This window comes from Dellaglioa sp. CoH-57-MRSF-22 (genome assembly GCF_056781895.1).
In genome coordinates this window covers 30649-52107 of record NZ_JBXAXT010000007.1, presented here as the reverse complement: position 1 = coordinate 52107, position 21459 = coordinate 30649, and the positions used below count along the sequence as shown (strand labels likewise).

Sequence of the window (21459 nt, the reverse complement as noted above, 5' to 3'; positions counted from 1 at the left end):
AATTTGGCAATGGATTGTTGTTGACAGCGGGGGGCAATTAACCGTAAAATACTAAAGTGTATATGAACAAAATAAAAAACATCTAAAAATTTATGATTAGTTAAATTAATCATTATTTGATGATGCGGAGGTGGACTTTTATGGGATCTATAACAACCGTATTAATCCTCGCTATCATCGCTATTATTGCTTTAGTTGTTGGAATTTTTATTGGAATTGCATATAGAAAGTCAAATTTCGAAAAAACACTTGATGTCGCAACGCATACGGCTGAAGGTATTTTAAAAAGTGCAAAGAAAGATGCTGAGACTCAGAAAAAAGAGGCTGTTTTAGAGGCTAAAGAAGAAAGTCAAAGTTATCGTGATAAAATAGACAATGAGTTAAAGGAACGACGTTCAGAAATTCAAAAGCAAGAAAATCGAGTAATTCAACGTGAAGAAACTTTAGATCGTAAAGATGGCGCACTAGATAAACGAGAACAAACGCTTGAGAACAAAGAGAAAAAAGTAACGTCTGACCAAAAACTTGTTGACACAAAACAACAAGAAGCTACTTCACTGATTCAGGAACAACAAGAAGAACTTGAAAGAGTTGCTTCTCTAACACAAACACAAGCACAGACTATTATTATGGACGATACGAAAGAATCATTAAGTCATGAACGAGCTGTTATGATTAAGGAAAGTGATAAGCAAGCTAAATCAGAAGCTGATCGTAATGCTAAAGATTTAGTTGCTCAAGCTATTCAAAGAAGTGCAGCTGACATGGTATCTGAAACAACTGTTTCATTAGTTACCTTGCCAAATGATGAAATGAAAGGCCGTATTATTGGCCGCGAAGGACGTAACATTCGAACATTAGAGACCTTAACAGGGATTGATTTAATTATCGATGATACGCCAGAAGCAGTCGTTTTAAGTGGGTTTGATCCAATTCGTCGTGAAATTGCCAAAATGACTCTTGAAAAATTAATTCAAGATGGTCGGATTCATCCGGCACGAATCGAAGAAATGGTTGAAAAATCACGTAAAGAAATGGATGAAAAAATTCGTGAATTAGGTGAACAAACAACCTTTGATCTCGGACTTCATACAATTCATCCTGATTTAATTAAAACAATTGGTCGATTAAATTATCGTACAAGTTATGGTCAGAATGTGTTAAGCCATTCTATTGAAGTTGCCAAAATAGCAGGTGTGTTAGCCGCTGAATTGGGTGAAGATGTTACATTAGCAAAACGCGCAGGATTGTTACATGATATTGGTAAAGCAGTTGATCATGAAGTTGATGGTTCACATGTGGAAATTGGCCTTGAATTAGCTAAGAAGTATAAAGAAAATGATGTTGTCATCAACACTATAGCTTCACATCATGGTGATGTTGAAGCTAAATATACTATTGCTATTCTTGTTGCAGCGGCAGATGCTGTTTCAGCTGCAAGACCAGGCGCACGAAGTGAATCGTTAGAAAATTATATTCATAGACTTGAAAAACTTGAAGATATTACACATGAATTTAAAGGTGTACAGAAAAGTTATGCAATTCAAGCTGGTCGTGAAGTACGTGTTATTGTCACGCCAAATGAAGTTAATGATATTCAAGCAACTGTCTTAGCTCGAGATATTAAAAACAGAATTGAAGATGAACTCGAATACCCAGGACATATTAAAGTGACTGTCGTTCGAGAAACAAGAGCAATTGAGTATGCTAAATAAAAAAATGATGATTTAAGATTAATTTCTTAAATCATCATTTTTTGTCTATTAAAAAGAAAAAATGTTAAACTAGTTTTATATATAAGAAAAGAGGACAACCATGCGTTTATTATTTGTCGGAGATGTCGTTGGCGATTCAGGTCAACAAATGATTAAAGAGTATTTACCAAAATTAAAAAGAAAATTTCATCCACAGGCTACCATTGTAAATGGTGAAAATGCAACGAAGGGTAGAGGTATTAATGAATCTGTCTATAAAGCATTCCTTCAAACAGGTGCTGATGTTGTAACCATGGGTAACCATACTTGGGATAATAGAGATATTCAAGATTTTATTGGTGGTGCAAAAAAATTAATTAGACCAGCTAACTTCTCAGCAAACCAAGTACCTGGGATTGGACATACAATTATTAATATTAATCAGCAAAAATTAGCTGTGATTGATTTGCAAGGACGTGTTTTTATGTCTCCTTCAGATGATCCGTTTGCAGTTGTTCAAGATATTTTAGAAGAAGTCAAAAAAGAGACTGATTTCATTTTTATTGATTTTCATGCTGAAACAACGAGTGAAAAAGAAGCTATAGCATGGTTCTTAGATGGTCAAGTATCTGCGGTAGTAGGTACGCATACACATGTGCCTACTAATGATGCGCGTATTTTACCTAAAGGAACTGCCTTTATGTCAGATGTTGGTATGACAGGACCATACGATGGTATCTTAGGAATGAAACGTGAAAATGTAATTGGTCGCTTTTTATCGCAAATGCCAACACGATTTGAAGTGGATGAAACAGGTCGTAAAACGTTATCTGCTTGTGTGATAGATATTGATGACAAAACGGGACATGCTAAAAAGATATTCCCTGTATTAATTAATGATGACCATCCTTTTATGGATTAATTTAGAGATAGGAGGGCATCTCGACTATGCCGCAAAAAACAAAACTAACGCCAATGATGATACAATATTTTGACATTAAAGCACAGTATCCTGATGCTTTTTTGTTTTATCGTCTTGGTGATTTTTATGAACTATTTTATGATGATGCTGTTAAAGGGTCGCAATTACTCGAATTAACGTTAACAACACGTAATAAAAAAGCTGATGATCCTATTCCAATGTGTGGCGTACCGCATCATGCTGCTCAAAATTATATCGATATTTTAGTTGAAAAAGGATACAAAGTCGCAATATGTGAACAAGTTGAAGATCCTAAATTAGCTCAAGGTATGGTTAAACGTGAAGTTATTCAGCTAGTAACACCAGGAACAACGATGGATAACGGTGCGAAGGAGTCTAAAGAAAATAATTATTTAACAGCTATTATAGAAGACAACAATAGTTTTGGATTTGCTTATGTTGATTTATCAACAGGTGAATTAAAAACGAGTCGCTTAGATAATTTAGATAATTTAATTAATGAAATAATGAGTTTGAGAACTAAAGAAATTGTGATTAATGATAGTTTGTCTGATGAAACAATCGAAACATTAGAAAAATTAAATATTATGCTTTCTAAACAAGAAATTGTTGAAAATCATGCTGAATCAAGTTATGCGATTCAAGATTTAACAGATTCACTAGAAATCTCGGTTGTAACTGACTTGTTAACGTATCTTTCAGTTACGCAAAAACGAAGTTTAGATCATTTACAAAAAGCAGTTCATTATGAGCCTGATTTTTTCTTGAAAATGGATCATTATTCAAAATATAATTTAGAATTAATGCAAAATATTCGAACGGGCAAGAAGCAAGGTACTTTATTGTGGTTATTAGATGACACAAAAACAGCTATGGGTGGTCGTTTACTTAAACAGTGGATTGATAGACCGCTTATTAACTATGCTGAAATTTTAGACCGTCAAAATAAGGTTGATTTATTGATTAACCATTATTTTGAAAGAAGTACGTTACAAGAAGAGTTAGTTAAAGTTTATGATTTAGAAAGATTGGCAGGACGTGTCGCTTTTGGTAGCGTAAATGGGCGAGATTTAGTTCAACTTAAATTATCGCTTAAACAAGTTCCTAAAATTAAATATGTTTTAGACGAAATTGACGATGGTACTTTTTCTGATGTTATCAATAAATTAGATCCAGTCGATGATATTTCTAATTTAATAGAACGTGCCATTGTTGATGAACCACCTTTATCAGTGACTGATGGTCACCTATTTAAACCGGGGTATAATGATAAATTAGATATTTATCAAGATGCAATGAAAAATGGTAAACAATGGTTAGCTGAAATGGAAGCCAAAGAAAGAAATCTAACGGGGATTAAAAATCTTAAAATTGGATTTAACCGTGTTTTTGGTTATTTTATCGAAGTGACAAAATCTAATATTATTAATGTTCCAAAAGACCGTTATGAACGAAAACAGACGTTGACTAATGCTGAACGTTATATCACACCTGAACTGAAAGAACGTGAAAGTATTATTTTAGGTGCTGAGAGTAAAGCGATGGATTTAGAATATAAATTGTTTGTCGAAATTAGAGATATTGTTAAAAAATCAATTGAACGATTACAGATATTAGCTCAAGGAATTGCCACGTTAGACGTCTTACAAAGTTTCGCGGTTGTTAGTGAAGACTCACATTTTGTAAAACCACAATTATTAAAAGAAGGTCATCAATTGGATATCACAGCTGGTTGGCATCCTGTAGTTGAAAAAGTGATGGGAAAACAAAGCTATATACCAAATGATGTTAGAATGCCTGAAACACTTGATATTTTATTGATTACAGGACCTAATATGTCAGGTAAAAGTACGTATATGCGTCAATTAGCATTAACGGTTGTGATGGCTCAAATCGGTTGTTTCGTACCTGCAGAGGCGGCTAAAATGCCAATATTTGACCAAATATTTACTCGGATTGGTGCAGCAGATGATTTAATTTCAGGTCAAAGTACGTTTATGGTTGAAATGAAAGAAGCTAATCAAGCCTTAGAAAATGCGACTGAGAATAGTTTAATCTTATTTGATGAACTTGGTAGGGGAACGGCAACTTATGATGGTATGGCACTCGCACAAGCGATTATCGAGTATGTGGATAAACATGTACATGCCAAAACACTTTTTTCGACACATTATCACGAATTAACGATACTTGAAGAAACCGTTAGTTCTTTAAAAAATGTCCATGTAGGTGCTATTGAAGAAAATGGTGAATTAATTTTCTTACATAAAATTCAAGAAGGACCTGCAGATAAATCTTATGGGATTCATGTTGCTAAATTGGCGGGAATGCCAGCAGAATTGTTAAGCCGTGCAACATTAATTTTAGATGATTTAGAGCTAAAAAATAAACAATCAGATAGTAAAAAAGAATTACCAACAACCATCAATGAAGATGATACGCAGTTATCTTTATTTGTTAACGAAAACTTGTCAAAGGACCAGTTAGCAGTTGTGGATGAACTTAAAGCACTTAACTTGATGAACATGACGCCAAGAGATATTATGAACGTCTTATATGACTGGCAAGAAAAATTGAACGGATAGAACTGAAGGTGAATGAATGACAAAAATAATTGAACTGCCCACAATTTTAGCGGATCAAATAGCTGCTGGTGAAGTAGTTGAAAGACCTGCATCTGTTGTAAAAGAATTAGTTGAAAATGCGATTGATGCGCATGGCACACAAGTTGATGTAGTCGTTGAGGAAGCTGGGCTTAAATTAATTCAAGTCATTGATAATGGAGATGGCATTGAGGCATCCCAACTGCAGAATGCTTTTAAACGTCATGCCACAAGTAAGATTACTTCAAGAGAAGATTTATTTAAAATCAGTACGCTAGGATTTCGTGGCGAAGCTTTACCAAGTATTGCATCAGTTGCTAAAGTGACTTTGAATACAGCTATTGAAGGGCAACCTGGGGCTGTTATTGCTGTTAACGGTGGTGAGATAGTAGATGAAAAATCATCTGCTAGTCGTAAAGGAACAGAAATAACAGTCTCTGACTTATTTTACAATACGCCTGCACGTTTAAAATATGTAAAGTCTTTGCAAACTGAAATGTCAATTATTAGCGACATGATGAACCGATTAGCAATGAGCCATACAAATATTTCATTTTCTTTAACACATGATGGTAAAGAAGTCTTGAAAACAACTGGAAACGGCCAACTGAAACAAACTATTTCAGCTATCTATGGGGTCAAAAGTGCACGCCAAATGCTTGAATTTAAGGGTCATGATTTAGATTTTAAGATTAGCGGTTATACATCACTGCCAGAATTAACGCGTGCTGGCCGACAGTTTATATCTATTTTAATTAATGGACGTTACGTTAAAAATGTTAATTTAAATAAAGCAATCATTAAAGGATATGGATCAAAATTAATGGTTGGACGCTATCCGATTACAATTTTGAATATTCAATTAGATCCCATGCTAGTTGATGTGAATGTTCATCCAACTAAGCAGGAAGTAAGATTGAGTAAAGAACCAGAATTAACTGAACTTATAAAAAAGATTATCTATGAACGTATTGCTGAAGAAAATTTAATTCCGGAAGCATTAGAGAATTTAAGTTCTAAGAAACGTGAAAAAATAGATACGGATCAATTACAATTTGATTTGAATGAAGCCTCAAGTAAATATCAAGCTAAGCCTAAATTCTCATCAGTACAAACGGATGCAGTAACAAGTGGTGAACCTAAGATTACAATTGGCGAAAATTTAAATCATTTATCAAGGAATATTGAACCAATCTCAATTCAAGTTGCTGAACAATTGGATTCGAAACGAGTTAGCACATTTGAGACACAATATGCTAATGAAATTAATGTGGCACCATTTTCTATTGTTACGCCGGATGAAACAGGCGATGTACAGAAAGAGAATGATGAAGAAATAGCTACCACGAAAAAGAGTGAACAAAGGTTTCCTGATTTAAAATATATTGGCCAAATGCATGGAACCTATTTATTTACAGAATCGGAAGACGGGTTATATATATTAGACCAACATGCTGCACAAGAACGTATTAATTATGAGTTTTATCGTAAGCAAATTGGTGACGTTTCTAGTGACTTGCAAAATCTATTGGTACCGATTGTTCTAGAATATACAGTAAGTGAAGCTATAATTATTACTGAACATACCGATATATTGGAAAAAATCGGACTCATCCTTGAACCATTTGGACAAAATAGTTTCATTATTAGACAGCATCCAACCTGGTTTAAAGAAGGGCAAGAAGAAAGTACGATTCGAGAAATGATTGATTACTTACTCACAGATGGGAAAATAGTGATTGCTGAATTTAGAGAAAAAGCGGCGATTATGATGAGTTGCAAGAGGGCAATCAAAGCAAATCACCACCTTGATGATCGACAAGCTAAGGCATTGATAAGTGAGCTAAAAAATGTTGAAAATCCATTTAATTGTCCACATGGACGACCAGTTTTAGTTCATTTTTCTAATCAAGACATGGAACATTTCTTTAAACGAATTCAAGATTCACATCAAACCGGTCACGAAGGTTAGGCTAAGAATCAATTGTTGCCAAATATTTGGTGATAATTGATTTTTTTGTAAGAAAAGCGATAACTGTATAAATAAGTGGTCTATGGTACACTATTAAAAGCAGATTCATGTAGATTAGGAAAAGTGGGAAAATAATATGTATGAGTATTTTATGGGCCAAATAACGGCTGTAACACCTTTTTATCTTGTTTTAGAAGTTAATGGAATAGGCTATCAAATTTTTGTTGCTAACCCATTTAGGTACCAAGAAGATTCAAAAAAAGTTGTTAAAATTTTTGTTTATCAGGCTATTCGTGAAAATGATATGACGTTATTTGGTTTTTACGATTTAGATGAAAAAAAATTATTTGAAAAATTATTGAATGTTTCAGGAATCGGTCCTAAGAGTGCGCTTGCTATTTTAGCCAATGATGATCATCGTGGTTTAGTTAATGCGATTAATACAGAAGATGTTAGTTATTTAATTAAATTTCCAGGTGTTGGTAAAAAAACAGCACAACAAATCGTGCTTGATTTAAAAGGTAAATTAGATGATATTGAAGGTCAAGCAACCACAATGCCAGGACAACAATCGCTTGATTTCATTCCGGCACAAGCATCACCATTTATGAAAGAAAGTCTTGAAGCTTTATCTGCTTTAGGATATTCTCAACGTGAGATTAAGGCTATTAGTAAGAATCTAGAATCATTCGAAGCAGACTCAACGGATGCTTATCTACGAGAAGGCTTAAAATTATTAATGAAAAAATAAAAGGAGGTTGATAAAATGACAGAACAACGGATTATTTCGAATGAACCGGAAGATAATCAGGAAGAATCCATTGAAAAGTCACTTCGTCCCCAATTTTTATCACAATACATTGGTCAAGATAAGGTTAAAAATGAATTAAGTGTGTATATCCAAGCTGCTAGACAACGTGAAGAGGCACTTGATCATGTATTGTTGTATGGGCCACCTGGGTTAGGTAAAACAACACTTGCAATGGTTATTGCAAATGAAATGCAAGTGCAAATTAAAACAACTAGTGGACCAGCAATTGAAAAATCTGGAGATCTTGTGGCACTTTTAAATGAATTACAACCTGGGGATGTCTTATTTATTGATGAAATTCATCGTTTACCCAAGATGGTTGAAGAAATGTTGTATTCAGCTATGGAAGATTTTTTTGTAGATATTGTTGTTGGCCAAGGCCCAACAGCACATCCCGTTCATTTTCCACTACCTCCATTCACATTGATTGGTGCAACAACACGGGCGGGCCTTCTATCAGCACCGTTACGAGATCGATTTGGGATTGTTGAACATATGGCCTATTATAATCAATCTGATTTGCAAGAAATTGTCATTCGATCAGCAGATATTTTCAATACAAAAATTGAAGAAAGTGGCGCTCATGAGTTAGCTCGACGCTCACGTGGAACACCACGAATTGCGAATCGCCTATTAAAAAGAGTTCGTGATTTTGCAGAAGTTTCTGACCAAAGTGAAATTAACCAAGCAACGGCTGATCATGCGTTAAATCTACTTGCCGTGGATAACCGTGGATTAGATGAGACAGATCGCAAACTTTTAGAGACTATGATTGATTTCTATCAAGGTGGTCCAGTTGGTTTGAGTACGTTAGCAGCCAATATAGGGGAAGAAACAGAGACCATTGCTGAAATGGTTGAACCTTATTTAATGCAAATTGGCTTTATAAAACGCACACCAAGAGGGCGAGTTGCAACAATGGAAGCTTATGAACATTTGAATCGACCTTATGACTTTAACGAGAATAAATAGAGAAGGATGACGATATTTTGACTAAACAACTAAGTACTGAAGATTTCGATTATGAATTGCCTCAAGAATTAATTGCGCAAACACCCTTAGAAGAACGTGATGCATCTCGGATGTTAATCTTGGATCATGAGACAGGTAAAATCAAGGATGATTATTTCTATAATGTAATTGACCAATTAAATGCTGGGGACGCTCTTGTAATGAACGATTCGCGGGTGATGCCTGCTAGAATTCATGGAATTAGACCTGATACTGGTGGCCACATCGAAGTGTTGCTATTGAACAATACTGATGGTGATAACTGGGAAACATTAGTAAAACCTGCTAAAAAAATGAAGGTTGGTTCTGTGATTAGTTTTGGTGATGGCCGCTTAACGGCAACGATCATTGAAGAGCTAGAACATGGTGGCCGCATGATTCGTTTTGAATATGAGGGTATATTTATGGAAATTCTGAATGAACTTGGCGAAATGCCGCTACCTCCTTATATTAAAGAAACGCTTGAAGATCAAGAAATGTACCAAACGGTTTATTCAAAGGAAGTTGGATCGGCAGCAGCACCTACAGCTGGTTTACATTTTACAAATGAATTATTAGAAAAGATTGAAGCTAAAGGTGTTCATCTTGTTTATTTAACGCTACATGTTGGATTAGGGACATTTAGACCTGTTAGTGAAACGAATATTGCAGACCATAAAATGCATAGTGAATTTTATCGTTTAACTGAGGATGCAGCTCAACAATTAAATGATGTTCGTAAATCAGGTGGTAAAATTATTGCGACAGGAACAACTACAATTCGGACACTTGAAACAATTGGCTCAAAATTTAAGGGCGCTATTCAAGCTGACAGTGGTTGGACGGAAATTTTCATTAAACCAGGATATGAATTTAAGGTTGTTGAAGGATTTATAACTAATTTTCATTTACCAAAATCAACATTAGTAATGTTGGTTGCAGCATTTACAGGAAGAGAAAATATTTTAAACGCATATAAACATGCAGTTGATTCTAAATATCGATTCTTTAGCTTCGGCGATGCAATGTATATTAAATAGGATGGAGAATTAATAATGGTAGAGCCCGCAATTAAGTATCGGTTAATCAAAAAAGACAAACGGACAGGTGCCAGACTTGGTGAAATTATTACACCTCACGGAACTTTCCCAACGCCAATGTTTATGCCCGTAGGTACACTAGCATCTGTTAAATCAATGGCACCTGAAGAATTAGACGAACTTGGTGCTAATATTATCTTATCAAACACCTATCATTTATGGTTACGCCCCGGTGAAGATGTCGTACAAGAAGCTGGTGGGTTACATAAATTTATGAATTGGGATAAAGGTATTTTGACTGATTCGGGTGGCTTTCAAGTATTTTCATTAGCAAAGATGCGTGATATTACTGAGGAAGGCGTCAAATTTAGAAGTCATCTAAATGGAGAAAAATTATTCTTATCACCAGAAAAAGCGATCCACATAGAAAATGCTTTAGGTGCGGATATTATGATGAGTTTTGATGAATGTCCACCATTTTCTGAAAGTTATGACTATATTAGCAAATCAGTTGATCGGACAAGCCGCTGGGCTGAAAGAGGACTTGAAGCTCATTTGAATCCGAAAGAACAGGCTTTATTTGGAATTGTTCAAGGTGGCGGTCATCGAAATTTGAGAGAACGAAGTGCGCGTGATTTAGTTTCAATGGACTTTCCTGGTTATTCAATAGGTGGGTTATCGGTAGGGGAATCAAAAGCTGAAATGAACCGCGTTTTAGATTTCACAACGCCATTGTTACCAGAAGACAAGCCACGGTATCTAATGGGTGTTGGTTCAGCTGACGCCTTGATTGATGGGGTGTTACGTGGAATTGATATGTTTGATTGCGTGTTACCAACACGTATTGCTAGAAATGGGACAACAATGACTTCAATGGGCCGTGTTGTTGTAAAAAATGCGAAATATGAACGAGACTTTAGACCATTAGATGAAAACTGTGATTGTTATACATGTAAGAATTATACGCGTGCTTATTTACGTCATCTGATTAAAGCAGATGAAACATTTGGTATTCGTTTAACTAGTTATCATAATTTGTATTTTTTAACACATTTAATGGCTGATGTTCGTCAAGCTATTATGGATGACAACTTATTAGAATTTCGTGAAGCATTTTTTGAACAATATGGATTTTATGATAAAAATCCTAAGAATTTTTAAATTTTTTTGAATAACTGTGGTGTTCAGTCAATAAGTTTGATACCCTTGTGTAGTAAGAAAAAAGAAATAGAGGTGACTTATTAATGCAATATAGTAGTATTTTAATGATTGTGGCTTTATTCGTCTTGATGTATTTCATGATGATTCGTCCACAAAAAAAACAACAACAAAAACAACAAGATATGATGAACCAATTAAAACCTGGGGATGCAGTAGTAACTATTGGTCGTTTACACGGCGTTATTGATAGTTTTGATGAAGAGGCAAAAACTGTTACACTTGATTGTGACGGTATTTTCTTAACATTTGAACGCTCAGCAATCGCACGTGTCCTTCCTGCCGCAGTTAAAGTAGAACCTGCAGCTGCAGTTAAGGAAGAAACAACTACTGATGCAGTTATTGAAACAAAAACTGAAGAAGATAAATTCTCTTCTGACGAAAAATAATTATTTTCAAGTATTAACTTTGTGCTAATCAGAGTTAATACTTTTTTTATTGTCTAGTTTAAGACCAACTTTCTTGTTTATTTTACTAATAAAATGTAAACTTATACTATTGATTTTACTAATAAAGAGGACTGAAACCTCAAAAATGAGAGTGGTGTGGAATAATGGAAACTCAACAAAAGGCCTTATTTATTATCTTTGGTGGAACCGGAGATTTAGCAAAGCGAAAATTGTATCCATCTCTTTTCAAACTATTTGAAAAAGGATTTTTAGATGCCAACTTTGCTGTAATTGGGACTGCAAGACGTCCTTGGACAGATGATTTTTATCAAAACGTTGTTACTGAATCTTTAGTTAATGTTAGCGATGATGCTAATAAAATTGCTGATTTCGTATCACATTTTTATTATCAATCACATGATGTGACTGATGTTGCACATTATATAACTTTAAAAAAATTAGCAGATAAACTTGATGAAAAATACCAAATTGAAGGTAACCGTATGTTCTACTTAGCAATGTCACCTCAATTTTTTGGTACGATTGCGACTCATTTAGGGTCACAAAAGTTAGTAACTAAAAATGGATTCAACCGTTTAATTATTGAAAAACCTTTTGGACGCAATTTTGAAAGTGCTAAAAAGTTAAATGATGAAATTACAAATACTTTTGATGAAGATCAAATATTTAGAATTGATCATTACCTAGGTAAGGAAATGATTCAAAATATTCCAGCAATTCGTTTTGGTAATATTATTACGCAAACATTGTGGAATAATAAGTATATAGATAATATTCAATTAACGTTGAGTGAGTCATTAGGTGTTGAAGAACGTGGCGGGTACTATGAAACGAGTGGCGCTATGCGTGATATGTTCCAAAATCACATTATGCAAGTTGTTTCATTATTAACAATGGACATGCCAAAAGAATTTGTTGCATCAGAAATTCGTAAAGAAAAATTAAAGGCTTTAAAAGCAATCCGTATCTTAAAACCTGATGAAGTTAATAAAAACTTTGTTCGTGGACAATATGGTGCAAATGAGGCAGGAACCGAAAAGGCTTATCGTGAGGAAAAACAGATTTCACCTGATTCAATGATTGAAACATTTATTGCTGGTCGTTTAATGATTGACAATGATCGTTGGGCTGGTGTGCCAGTTTATGTTCGCAGTGGTAAACGTCTTGTCGAGAAAAATACTGAAATCAATATTGTTTTTAAAAATGTTGAAAAAAATATTTTTGGAACAAGTGCTGAACATGAACATTTAGGTAAAGATGTATTAACAATTACAGTTGAACCTGATGAACGATTTAGATTGACGATTAATACTAAAGAAATTGGGCAAGGCTTTAACACGAATAAAACGAATTTAGATTATGTTAATTCACCTGAAACAAAAGCTAAAACACCAGAAGCATACGAAAAGTTAATTTTGGATGCGTTAGATGGAAATGCAATTAATTTTGCTCATTGGAATGAAGTTGCTAAGGCATGGAATGTAGCCGATGTGATTTTAGAGACATGGCATAACGATAATGATGATAAAACGTTATTCCCTAACTATTTAAGTGGATCGATGGGTCCAACGGCTTCAGATAAATTATTAACGGATGATGGTAATTACTGGATATACGATCCTAAAAAGTAAAAAACGTTAATCCTTCGGTATTAATTGAAGTAACTCTTGCATGATAATTTTAATTATTTAGGGAAATATTATTTTAATAGACAAAATATCAGAAGTATTATAGTACGAAAGCGATTATAAAAGTATAAATTTATAAGGAGAGTAATGATGAATAAAATTATTATAGATGAAGATTTTTGGAACATCTTTCCAGATGCACAAATTAATATTATGCTTTTAAAAGATATAGATAATCATCCTAAAGAAAATCAAACCGATTTTTATGATAACATGCTTGAACAAGCTGGGGATAAAGCTCAAAAATATTTAACAAATGAATCATTCAAAGACAATTTAGTCGTGGCTAATTGGCGTGAAGCATACCAAAATTTTAAGAAGAAAAAAGGTGCTCGTTCATCAATTGAAGCTTTACTTAAACGAGTTGATCAGGGTAAAGGTGTGGGTTCAATAAATCCGCTTGTTGACCTGTACAATAGTATTTCATTAGAGTATGGTGTACCTGTTGGTGGTGAAGATACAGATGCTATCAAAGGAGATCTTCATTTAGGTGTTGCTAAAGGTGGAGAAGCTTTTTATCCTTTAGGTGATGATAAAAATGAACCAGCTCTGCTTGGTGAAGTTTTATATTATGATGATGATGGAGCAGTTTGCAGATGCTTAAATTGGCGAGATGGTAAAAGAACAATGTTAACAGATGATACAAAAAATGCTGTTATGGTAATGGAATCTGTCAATAAAGAACAGAATGAAATTATTGATGAGGCAATGTTACAATTACAAAAGTCTATTAAAGATAATCTTAATGTAGAAGGTAAAATTTTTAAATTAAATAAGGATAATTCTGTTATAGGTGAATAATATGAAGTACCTCATAATTGTTAAACATAAGTTTAACGATAATGAGGTATTTTTATATCTTAATGGACAATAAAGAGCAATTAATTTGAAAAGGAACGTGCGTTCGTGTAAAATTGCATGAAAAGGATGTGGGACTAATGGCTGAATTAAATGGTATTACAATAGACGATAATTTATTAAAAAGAAAAATTATCCATGTCGATATGGATGCTTTTTATGCGTCAATTGAAGAGCGTGAACATCCTGAATTTATTGGACAACCATTAGTTATTGCCCAGGATCCTAGAAAAAATGGTGGTCGTGGTGTTGTTGCTACAGCAAATTATGAGGCAAGAAAATTAGGTATCCATTCTGCTATGGCAGCCCAAGAAGCTTATGAAATTTGTCCTAAAGCTATTTTTAAATCGCCTGATTTCACACTATATAAAGAAGTTTCAAGACAGCTTCATGAAATATTTCATGAATATACAGAAATGATTGAGCCAATTGCATTTGATGAAGCCTATCTTGATATTACACAGAATAAAAAAGAAATTAAAAGTGCTATTCAAGCAGCGCACATGATTCAAAGAGAAATCTATCAAAAATTACATTTAACCTGTTCAACGGGTGTTTCTTATAATAAATTTTTAGCAAAACTAGCGTCCGATTACAATAAACCAGCTGGAATGACATTAATTCTGCCAGAAGATGTCATTCCTTTTTTATCTGAATTGCCAATTGGTAAATTTAGAGGCGTTGGAAAAAAAACAGAACCAAAAATGATTAATCAAGGTATCCTTACTGGAAAAGAATTATTAGAAAAATCTGAAGTTGAATTAATTCAACAATTTGGTAAATTAGGGTACTTCTTATATAAACGAGTACGAGGTGTTGATGATCGTCCAGTCGAGTGGCAAAGAGAGAGAAAATCGATTGGTAGCGAGCGAACATACGGGAAGTTATTGATGACAACGGATGAAGTTGAAACACAACTTAGGTATATTGCACATTTAGTTTCAGAAACGTTGAGTAAACAACAAAAACATGGGAAAACGTTAGTCATTAAAGTTCGCTATCAGGATTTTACGACGCTAACAAAAAGATTAACATTGGAAGAATTTATTCGTAATGATGCAGCAACTATTTATTTTTATGGACGACAGATTTTTGACGATATATTGGGTGCAGAAAAGGGAATTAGGTTACTTGGATTAACGATGACAAATTTAGCACCAATTGGTTTTGAAAATATGAAACTACCATTATTTGGGAAAAAAGACACAAAACAGCCTTTGTAATTGGCCTCAATAACCGTTATACTTAAGAGCAACTTTGGAAACGAAAGAAGACTAAACATGAAAATTACATGGCTTGGACAATCTAGTATTCAAATTGTTACTGACGATAAGTTGACGATCTTAATTGATCCATTCATTAAAGATAATCCGTTAGTTAAAACGACTATTGACGAATTAAATCCAGATTATATTTTAGTGACGCATGCACACTACGATCATGTGGGTGATACAATTGAGTTAGCAAAAAAATCAGGGGCTAAAGTCGTTACAATCAATGAACTAGCTAATTATTTTGAAGATGAGGGTTTAATTGTTGAGCCTTTAAATTTTGGTGGTCAGCTTAAATTACCTTTCGGTTCAGTAAAACTTATTCCCGCGTGGCATACTGCTGCCTTGGTAATTGATGGTACAGCGAGAACATTAGGTGTAGCTGCAGGGTTTGAATTGCATATTGATGGGAAAGTCTTGTATCATGCAGGAGATACGGCTTTATTTTCAGATATGAAGTTAGTTAATCATATGGAACCTGTTGATTTAGCATTTTTACCGATTGGTGATACTTATACAATGGGTTTAGAAGATGCTGCAATTGCAGCTGAATTTGTACAGGCAAAAAAGGTTGTTCCAATTCATTACAATACGTTTACCAAAATTGAACAAAATCCAGTTGAATTTGTTCAATTATTGAATGATGGTGTGGGGATTATTCCCGAGATTGATATTCCATTTGAGTTCTAAGAAGGAGTCATTTAAGTGAAAATTGAGTTAGAAATTTTAAAAAAAATTAAACAATTTGATACGATTATTATTCATCGTCATCAAAGTCCAGACCCTGATGCAATTGGATCTCAATCGGGGTTAGCAGCAATTATTCGTGCTAGTTTTCCTGACAAAAAGGTTTATCAAGTTGGTGCGCCCTCAGCTGGATTAGTATGGATTAGTGACCAAGATGAAATTTCTGATGAGACGTATAATAATGCACTCGTCATCGTGATTGATACGGCTAATCGTCCAAGAGTTGAAGATGATCGATATACAAGTGGTGCCTACCTAATTAAATTGGATCATCATCCCAATGAAGACGTTTATGGTGATTTAGTTTGGGTGAAAACAAATGCATCAAGTAGTTCTGAATTAGTTATGGATTTAGTTGATGGCGTTGGTGGAGAACTTGTAGTTACTGATGATGCGGCTAGGATGTTATACGCCGGAATTGTTGGCGATACAGGTCGATTCATGTATTCAGCAACAACTGCACATACGATGCAAGTGGTTGCTGAATTAATGACTTATCATTTTTCAACTACTAAAATAAACCAAAAAATGGACAATATTACCGCAGGTGTCGCTAAGTTATCAGGATATGTATATGATAATTTAGTTATTACAGAACATAAAGCAGCATATGTCATATTGACACATGACTATCTAGATTCAATAGAGTTGGGCGATGCTGGTTCATCTCAAATTGTACCTTTACCAGGTAAAATTATTGAAGTTCAATGTTGGGCAATTTTTGTGCAGCAAAAGGATGGTAGCTATCGCGTTCGATTACGATCAAAAGGTCCTGTAATCAATCAGTTAGCAAAAGAGCATGATGGTGGTGGACATCCCATGGCCAGTGGTGCAAGAGCTAAAGACCAAGCAGAGTACGAAGAAATAGTTAAATCACTTGATGATTTAGCTAAGACATATACGGGAGAATAAAATGCCAGAAAATTTTAAAAATTTTGGATTGAAATCGTATCTTTTAAAAGCGATTGAAGCAATTCATTTTAATGTACCAACAGAAGTTCAACAACGCTTAATACCAGTTGTTTTAAAGGGTAAAAGCGTTGTAGGTCAATCACAAACGGGTAGTGGTAAAACACATACTTTCCTATTACCAATCTTTAATCAACTTGATCCTTCAAATAATACGGTTCAAGCAGTTATTACGACACCAAGTCGTGAACTTGCTTACCAAATTTATGAAGCTGCTAAGCAATTGGCAGAATTTAGTCCCGAACCTATTCATATTCAAAATTATGTTGGTGGGACAGATAAACAGCGTCAAATCGATAAATTAAGTAGAAGACAACCACAAATTGTCATTGGGACACCTGGACGTATTGCTGATTTAATGAGCAGTAACGCTTTAGATATTCATAATGCATCAACTTTAGTTGTAGATGAAGCAGATATGACACTTGATTTAGGGTTTTTGAAAGAAACTGATCAAATTGCATCTGCATTACCTTCTGATCTTCAAATGATGGTGTTTTCAGCAACTATTCCACAAAAATTACAACCATTTTTAAAGAAATACATGAAGAACCCAGTAGTTGAAGAAATTGCAGCTAAATCAGTTATTAGTGATACGATTGAAAACTGGATTATTCCAACGAAGGGTCATGATCGTAATGAAGTTATTTATCAATTAATTACGATGGGACAACCATATATCGCACTTATTTTTGCAAATACAAAAACACGTGTTGATGAAATTGTTGAGTATTTACGTGGTAAGAATTTAAAAGTTGCTAAAATTCATGGTGATGTGCCAGCTCGTGAACGAAAACGTGTCATGAAAGAAGTTCAAAATTTAGATTTTCAATATGTTGTCGCAACTGATTTGGCAGCGCGTGGAATTGATATTGAGGGTGTTTCACATGTCATCAATGATGATATTCCAAATGATTTAGAATTCTTCATTCATCGTGTTGGACGTACTGGTCGTAACGGTTTGAGTGGTATTGCGATGACGTTATATGAACCAAATGAAGAAAATAAAATTGCTGAGTTAGAAGCAATGGGGATTAAATTTGCACCTAAAGATATTAAAAAAGGTGAAATCGTTGATTCTTATGATCGTAATCGCCGTGAAAATCGTAAACAAACCAAAGATCCTTTAGCTCCAGTAATCAAAGGAATGGTTAAAAAAGAGAAGAAAAAACGTAAACCTGGATATAAGAAAAAGATTCAAAAAGCAATTAAACGTAAAGATCAAATGGATCGTCGCGTTAACAGAAAACAAAATCGTAAAGAGTCGTAAGCTTAATTTGACAATTTGAGTCGATTTCAATATAATTTTTATTAGAAACAGGGATAAATTTAAATAGCCTAACAGAAACATTTCATTTGCTGAGAGAAATGATTATTTAAAAAAGCTGCCTTGTGTTAAGTATTAATAGAATGACGTCCACTCAACGTTATCGAGTTTAAGAGGTAAACGACTAAAACATCGTTGCAAGTAAGGTGGTACCGCGCTATAAGCGTCCTTACTCGCAGCGGTGTTTTTTGCTTAAAAATAGAAGGGAAGTCACACTTATGAAAAAAATGACAAGTACTGAAATACGCCAAATGTATTTAGATTTCTTTAAAGAAAAAGGCCATACAATTGAACCTAGTGCCTCATTACTACCTGTGGATGATCCCACATTACTGTGGATTAATTCCGGTGTTGCAACTTTAAAAAAATATTTTGATGGATCAGTTGTACCAGAAAATCCTAGAATTACGAATGCCCAAAAAAGTATTCGTACGAATGATATCGAGAATGTTGGTAAGACAGCACGTCATCATACGTTATTCGAAATGTTGGGTAATTTCTCAATTGGGGATTATTTTAAACCAGAAGCAATTAATTGGGCTTGGGAATTATTAACAAGTGAAAAATGGTTCGCATTTGATGCTGAAAAACTATACGTTACTGTTTACCCAAAAGATTTGGAAGCAAAACGTATCTGGTTAGAAGAAGTTAAGTTACCAAAGGATCATCTAGTAGAAGTAGAAGATAACTTTTGGGATATTGGACAAGGACCTAGTGGACCTGATACAGAAATTTTTTATGATCGTGGACAAAGTTTTAATAACTTAGCTGAGGATGATGACGAAAATTATCCTGGTGGCGAAAATGAACGTTATCTAGAAGTTTGGAATATCGTGTTCTCTGAATTTAATCACACACCTGAAAATAACTATGAACCACTACCTCATCAAAATATTGATACGGGGATGGGTTTAGAACGTGTTGTTTCGATTTTCCAAAATGCAAAAACTAATTTTGAAACAGATTTATTCTTACCCTTAATTGATGCAACTGAAAAAATGAGTAATAATAAAAAATATGATGATAATGCCCAAGATGATATTTCATTTAAGGTTATTGCAGATCATGCGCGTGCAATTTCATTTGCCATTGGTGATGGCGCTTTACCTTCTAATGAAGGACGTGGCTATGTTATTCGTCGATTAATTCGTCGTGCAGTGATGCATGGACAAAAATTAGGGATAGAAGGATCATTTTTAACGCAACTTGTACCTGTTGTTGGTAATATTATGAAGGATTATTATCCGGAAGTTTTAGAACAATCAGAGTATATTTCTAAAATTGTTCGTTCTGAAGAAGAACGATTTAATGAAACATTAAAAGATGGATTACAGTTATTAAATAATCTTATTTTAACGACTAAAAAAGAAAATAAAGTAGAGCTAACTGGTGCTGGTGTCTTTAAATTGTACGATACTTATGGTTTTCCATTTGAATTAACGAAAGAATATGCCGAAGATGAAGGATTATCTGTAGATCAAGTAGGGTTTAACGCTGAAATGCAACAGCAGAAGGATCGTGCTCGTGCTGCACGTAGTAATGCTAAATCAATGGGTGTTCAAAATGGGATGTTAACAGATATTAAAACAATTAGTGAATATGTTGGTTATACACAAGCTAATGTGGATGACGCCAAAGTGGTTGATTTAATTGTGGATAACGAGTTAGTAGATAACATAAAACCAGGTGATAACGCTCAAGTTATTTTTTCAAAAACACCATTTTACGCTGAAATGGGTGGACAAGTTGCTGATAAAGGAACTATCAAAGATACAGAAGGCAATGTTATTGCTGAAGTTGAAGAAGTTCAACATGCACCTAATGGACAAAATTTACACGCCATTAAAGTTCTTGCAGCAATGAAAAAAGACCAATTAGTGACACTAGAAATTAATCAAGATTTCCATAAAAAAGTTGAAAAAAATCATACGGCGACACATTTACTTGATCAAGCATTGCGAGATGTTCTGGGCGAACATACACATCAAGCTGGGTCATTAGTCGAACCCACTTATCTACGGTTTGATTTTACAAATATTGGTTCCGTTTCAGAGAAACAGTTAAAACAAGTTGAAAAGATTGTTAACGATAAGATTTGGGCTGAGTTAGCTGTTGAAACTGTTGAAACAGATATTGATTCTGCTAAAAATATGGGTGCCATTGCTTTATTCTCAGAAAAATATGGAAAAATTGTGCGGGTTGTGAAAATTGGCGATTATTCAATTGAATTCTGTGGTGGTACGCACGTTTCAAATACGAGTGAAATCGGCTTATTTAAAATTATTTCTGAATCAGGTGTTGGTGCCGGCGTTCGTCGTATTGAAGCAGTAACTTCTAAAGAAGCTTTTGATTTCTTAAACGGACGTAACGAACTCTTAGAAACAGTAGCACAACAAGTAAAAGTAAATAAAGTCGTAGAAGTTTCAAATAAAATTGAACAATTACAAAGTGCATTAAAAGTAAGTGAACAACAAATTCAAGCATTTGAAGATAAAATTGCTAGCCAACAAGCTGGGGATGTTTTCAAAAATAAACAAGAAATTAATGGTAAAACGTTAATTGCAGCAAAAGTTTCAGTTTCAGGGATGTCTCAATTACGTCAATTGGCTGACCAATGGAAAACCCAAGAATTATCAGATGTTTTGGCTATTGGAACAACAAGTGATGACGGTAAAGTTAATTTAATTACGGCAGTTAGTGCTGATGGCATTAAATCAGGATTAAAAGCGGGCGATTTAATTAAGACGATTGCGCCACTTGTTGGCGGTGGTGGCGGTGGCCGACCAGACTTAGCTCAAGCAGGTGGTAAAAATCCAGCAGGTTTAGCTGATGCAATCAAAGAAGCAGCAAATTGGTTAAATAATCAAACCAAATAATAATTAAAGGAGTATTTATCTAATAATAAATAGATAAATACT

At 34.3% G+C, this 21459-nt stretch carries 16 protein-coding genes; all 16 read left to right on the top strand.

What is annotated here, in order from left to right:
- The first annotated feature begins 140 nt into the window (after positions 1-140).
- The 16 genes from rny to alaS all read left to right on the top strand — a co-directional run bounded on the left by rny (position 141) and on the right by alaS (position 21417).
- Positions 141-1715, top strand: a complete 1575-nt coding sequence (gene rny / locus AC1RPR_RS07280; protein ID WP_481761847.1) for a ribonuclease Y — start codon at positions 141-143, stop codon at positions 1713-1715.
- Between the two features lie 100 nt (positions 1716-1815).
- Positions 1816-2616 carry a TIGR00282 family metallophosphoesterase gene (locus AC1RPR_RS07275; RefSeq protein WP_409021448.1) on the top strand — a complete coding sequence of 267 codons (801 nt, stop codon included), beginning with the start codon at positions 1816-1818 and terminating at the stop codon, positions 2614-2616.
- A 26-nt stretch (positions 2617-2642) separates the two neighbouring features.
- Positions 2643-5222, top strand: coding sequence for a DNA mismatch repair protein MutS (mutS, locus tag AC1RPR_RS07270; RefSeq protein ID WP_481761846.1), 2580 nt, complete (start codon positions 2643-2645; stop codon positions 5220-5222).
- A 16-nt stretch (positions 5223-5238) separates the two neighbouring features.
- Positions 5239-7212, top strand: a complete 1974-nt coding sequence (gene mutL / locus AC1RPR_RS07265; RefSeq protein WP_481761845.1) for a DNA mismatch repair endonuclease MutL — start codon at positions 5239-5241, stop codon at positions 7210-7212.
- Between the two features lie 136 nt (positions 7213-7348).
- Entirely contained in the window at positions 7349-7963 is a 615-nt protein-coding gene (ruvA, locus tag AC1RPR_RS07260; RefSeq protein ID WP_481761844.1) for a Holliday junction branch migration protein RuvA, read from the top strand.
- A gap of 15 nt (positions 7964-7978) precedes the next feature.
- The gene (gene ruvB, locus AC1RPR_RS07255; protein WP_409021443.1) at positions 7979-8995 is read left to right on the top strand and encodes a Holliday junction branch migration DNA helicase RuvB; all 1017 of its coding nucleotides are present in this window, start codon (positions 7979-7981) and stop codon (positions 8993-8995) included.
- Between the two features lie 17 nt (positions 8996-9012).
- On the top strand, positions 9013-10053 hold the full coding sequence (queA, locus tag AC1RPR_RS07250; protein ID WP_481761843.1) for a tRNA preQ1(34) S-adenosylmethionine ribosyltransferase-isomerase QueA: 1041 nt from the start codon (positions 9013-9015) through the stop codon (positions 10051-10053).
- Between the two features lie 15 nt (positions 10054-10068).
- On the top strand, positions 10069-11214 hold the full coding sequence (gene tgt, locus AC1RPR_RS07245) for a tRNA guanosine(34) transglycosylase Tgt (protein ID WP_481761842.1): 1146 nt from the start codon (positions 10069-10071) through the stop codon (positions 11212-11214).
- A gap of 83 nt (positions 11215-11297) precedes the next feature.
- Positions 11298-11660 (top strand): preprotein translocase subunit YajC, encoded by a 363-nt coding sequence (yajC, locus tag AC1RPR_RS07240; protein WP_409021441.1) that lies wholly within the window; start codon positions 11298-11300, stop codon positions 11658-11660.
- Positions 11661-11824: 164 nt separating this feature from the next.
- A complete protein-coding gene (gene zwf / locus AC1RPR_RS07235) occupies positions 11825-13312 on the top strand; it encodes a glucose-6-phosphate dehydrogenase (RefSeq protein ID WP_481761841.1) in 1488 nt (495 codons plus the stop codon).
- Positions 13313-13459: 147 nt separating this feature from the next.
- A complete protein-coding gene (locus AC1RPR_RS07230; RefSeq protein WP_481761840.1) occupies positions 13460-14170 on the top strand; it encodes a B3/B4 domain-containing protein in 711 nt (236 codons plus the stop codon).
- A 137-nt stretch (positions 14171-14307) separates the two neighbouring features.
- Positions 14308-15450 (top strand): DNA polymerase IV, encoded by a 1143-nt coding sequence (dinB, locus tag AC1RPR_RS07225; protein ID WP_481761839.1) that lies wholly within the window; start codon positions 14308-14310, stop codon positions 15448-15450.
- A 57-nt stretch (positions 15451-15507) separates the two neighbouring features.
- The gene (locus tag AC1RPR_RS07220) at positions 15508-16188 is read left to right on the top strand and encodes a metal-dependent hydrolase (protein WP_481761838.1); all 681 of its coding nucleotides are present in this window, start codon (positions 15508-15510) and stop codon (positions 16186-16188) included.
- Between the two features lie 15 nt (positions 16189-16203).
- Positions 16204-17157: a DHH family phosphoesterase gene (locus AC1RPR_RS07215; RefSeq protein WP_481761837.1), complete on the top strand. Its 954-nt coding sequence runs from the start codon at positions 16204-16206 to the stop codon at positions 17155-17157.
- Position 17158: 1 nt separating this feature from the next.
- Positions 17159-18484, top strand: coding sequence for a DEAD/DEAH box helicase (locus tag AC1RPR_RS07210; RefSeq protein WP_409021433.1), 1326 nt, complete (start codon positions 17159-17161; stop codon positions 18482-18484).
- A gap of 275 nt (positions 18485-18759) precedes the next feature.
- Entirely contained in the window at positions 18760-21417 is a 2658-nt protein-coding gene (gene alaS / locus AC1RPR_RS07205) for an alanine--tRNA ligase (protein ID WP_481761836.1), read from the top strand.
- The last annotated feature ends 42 nt before the right edge of the window (positions 21418-21459 follow it).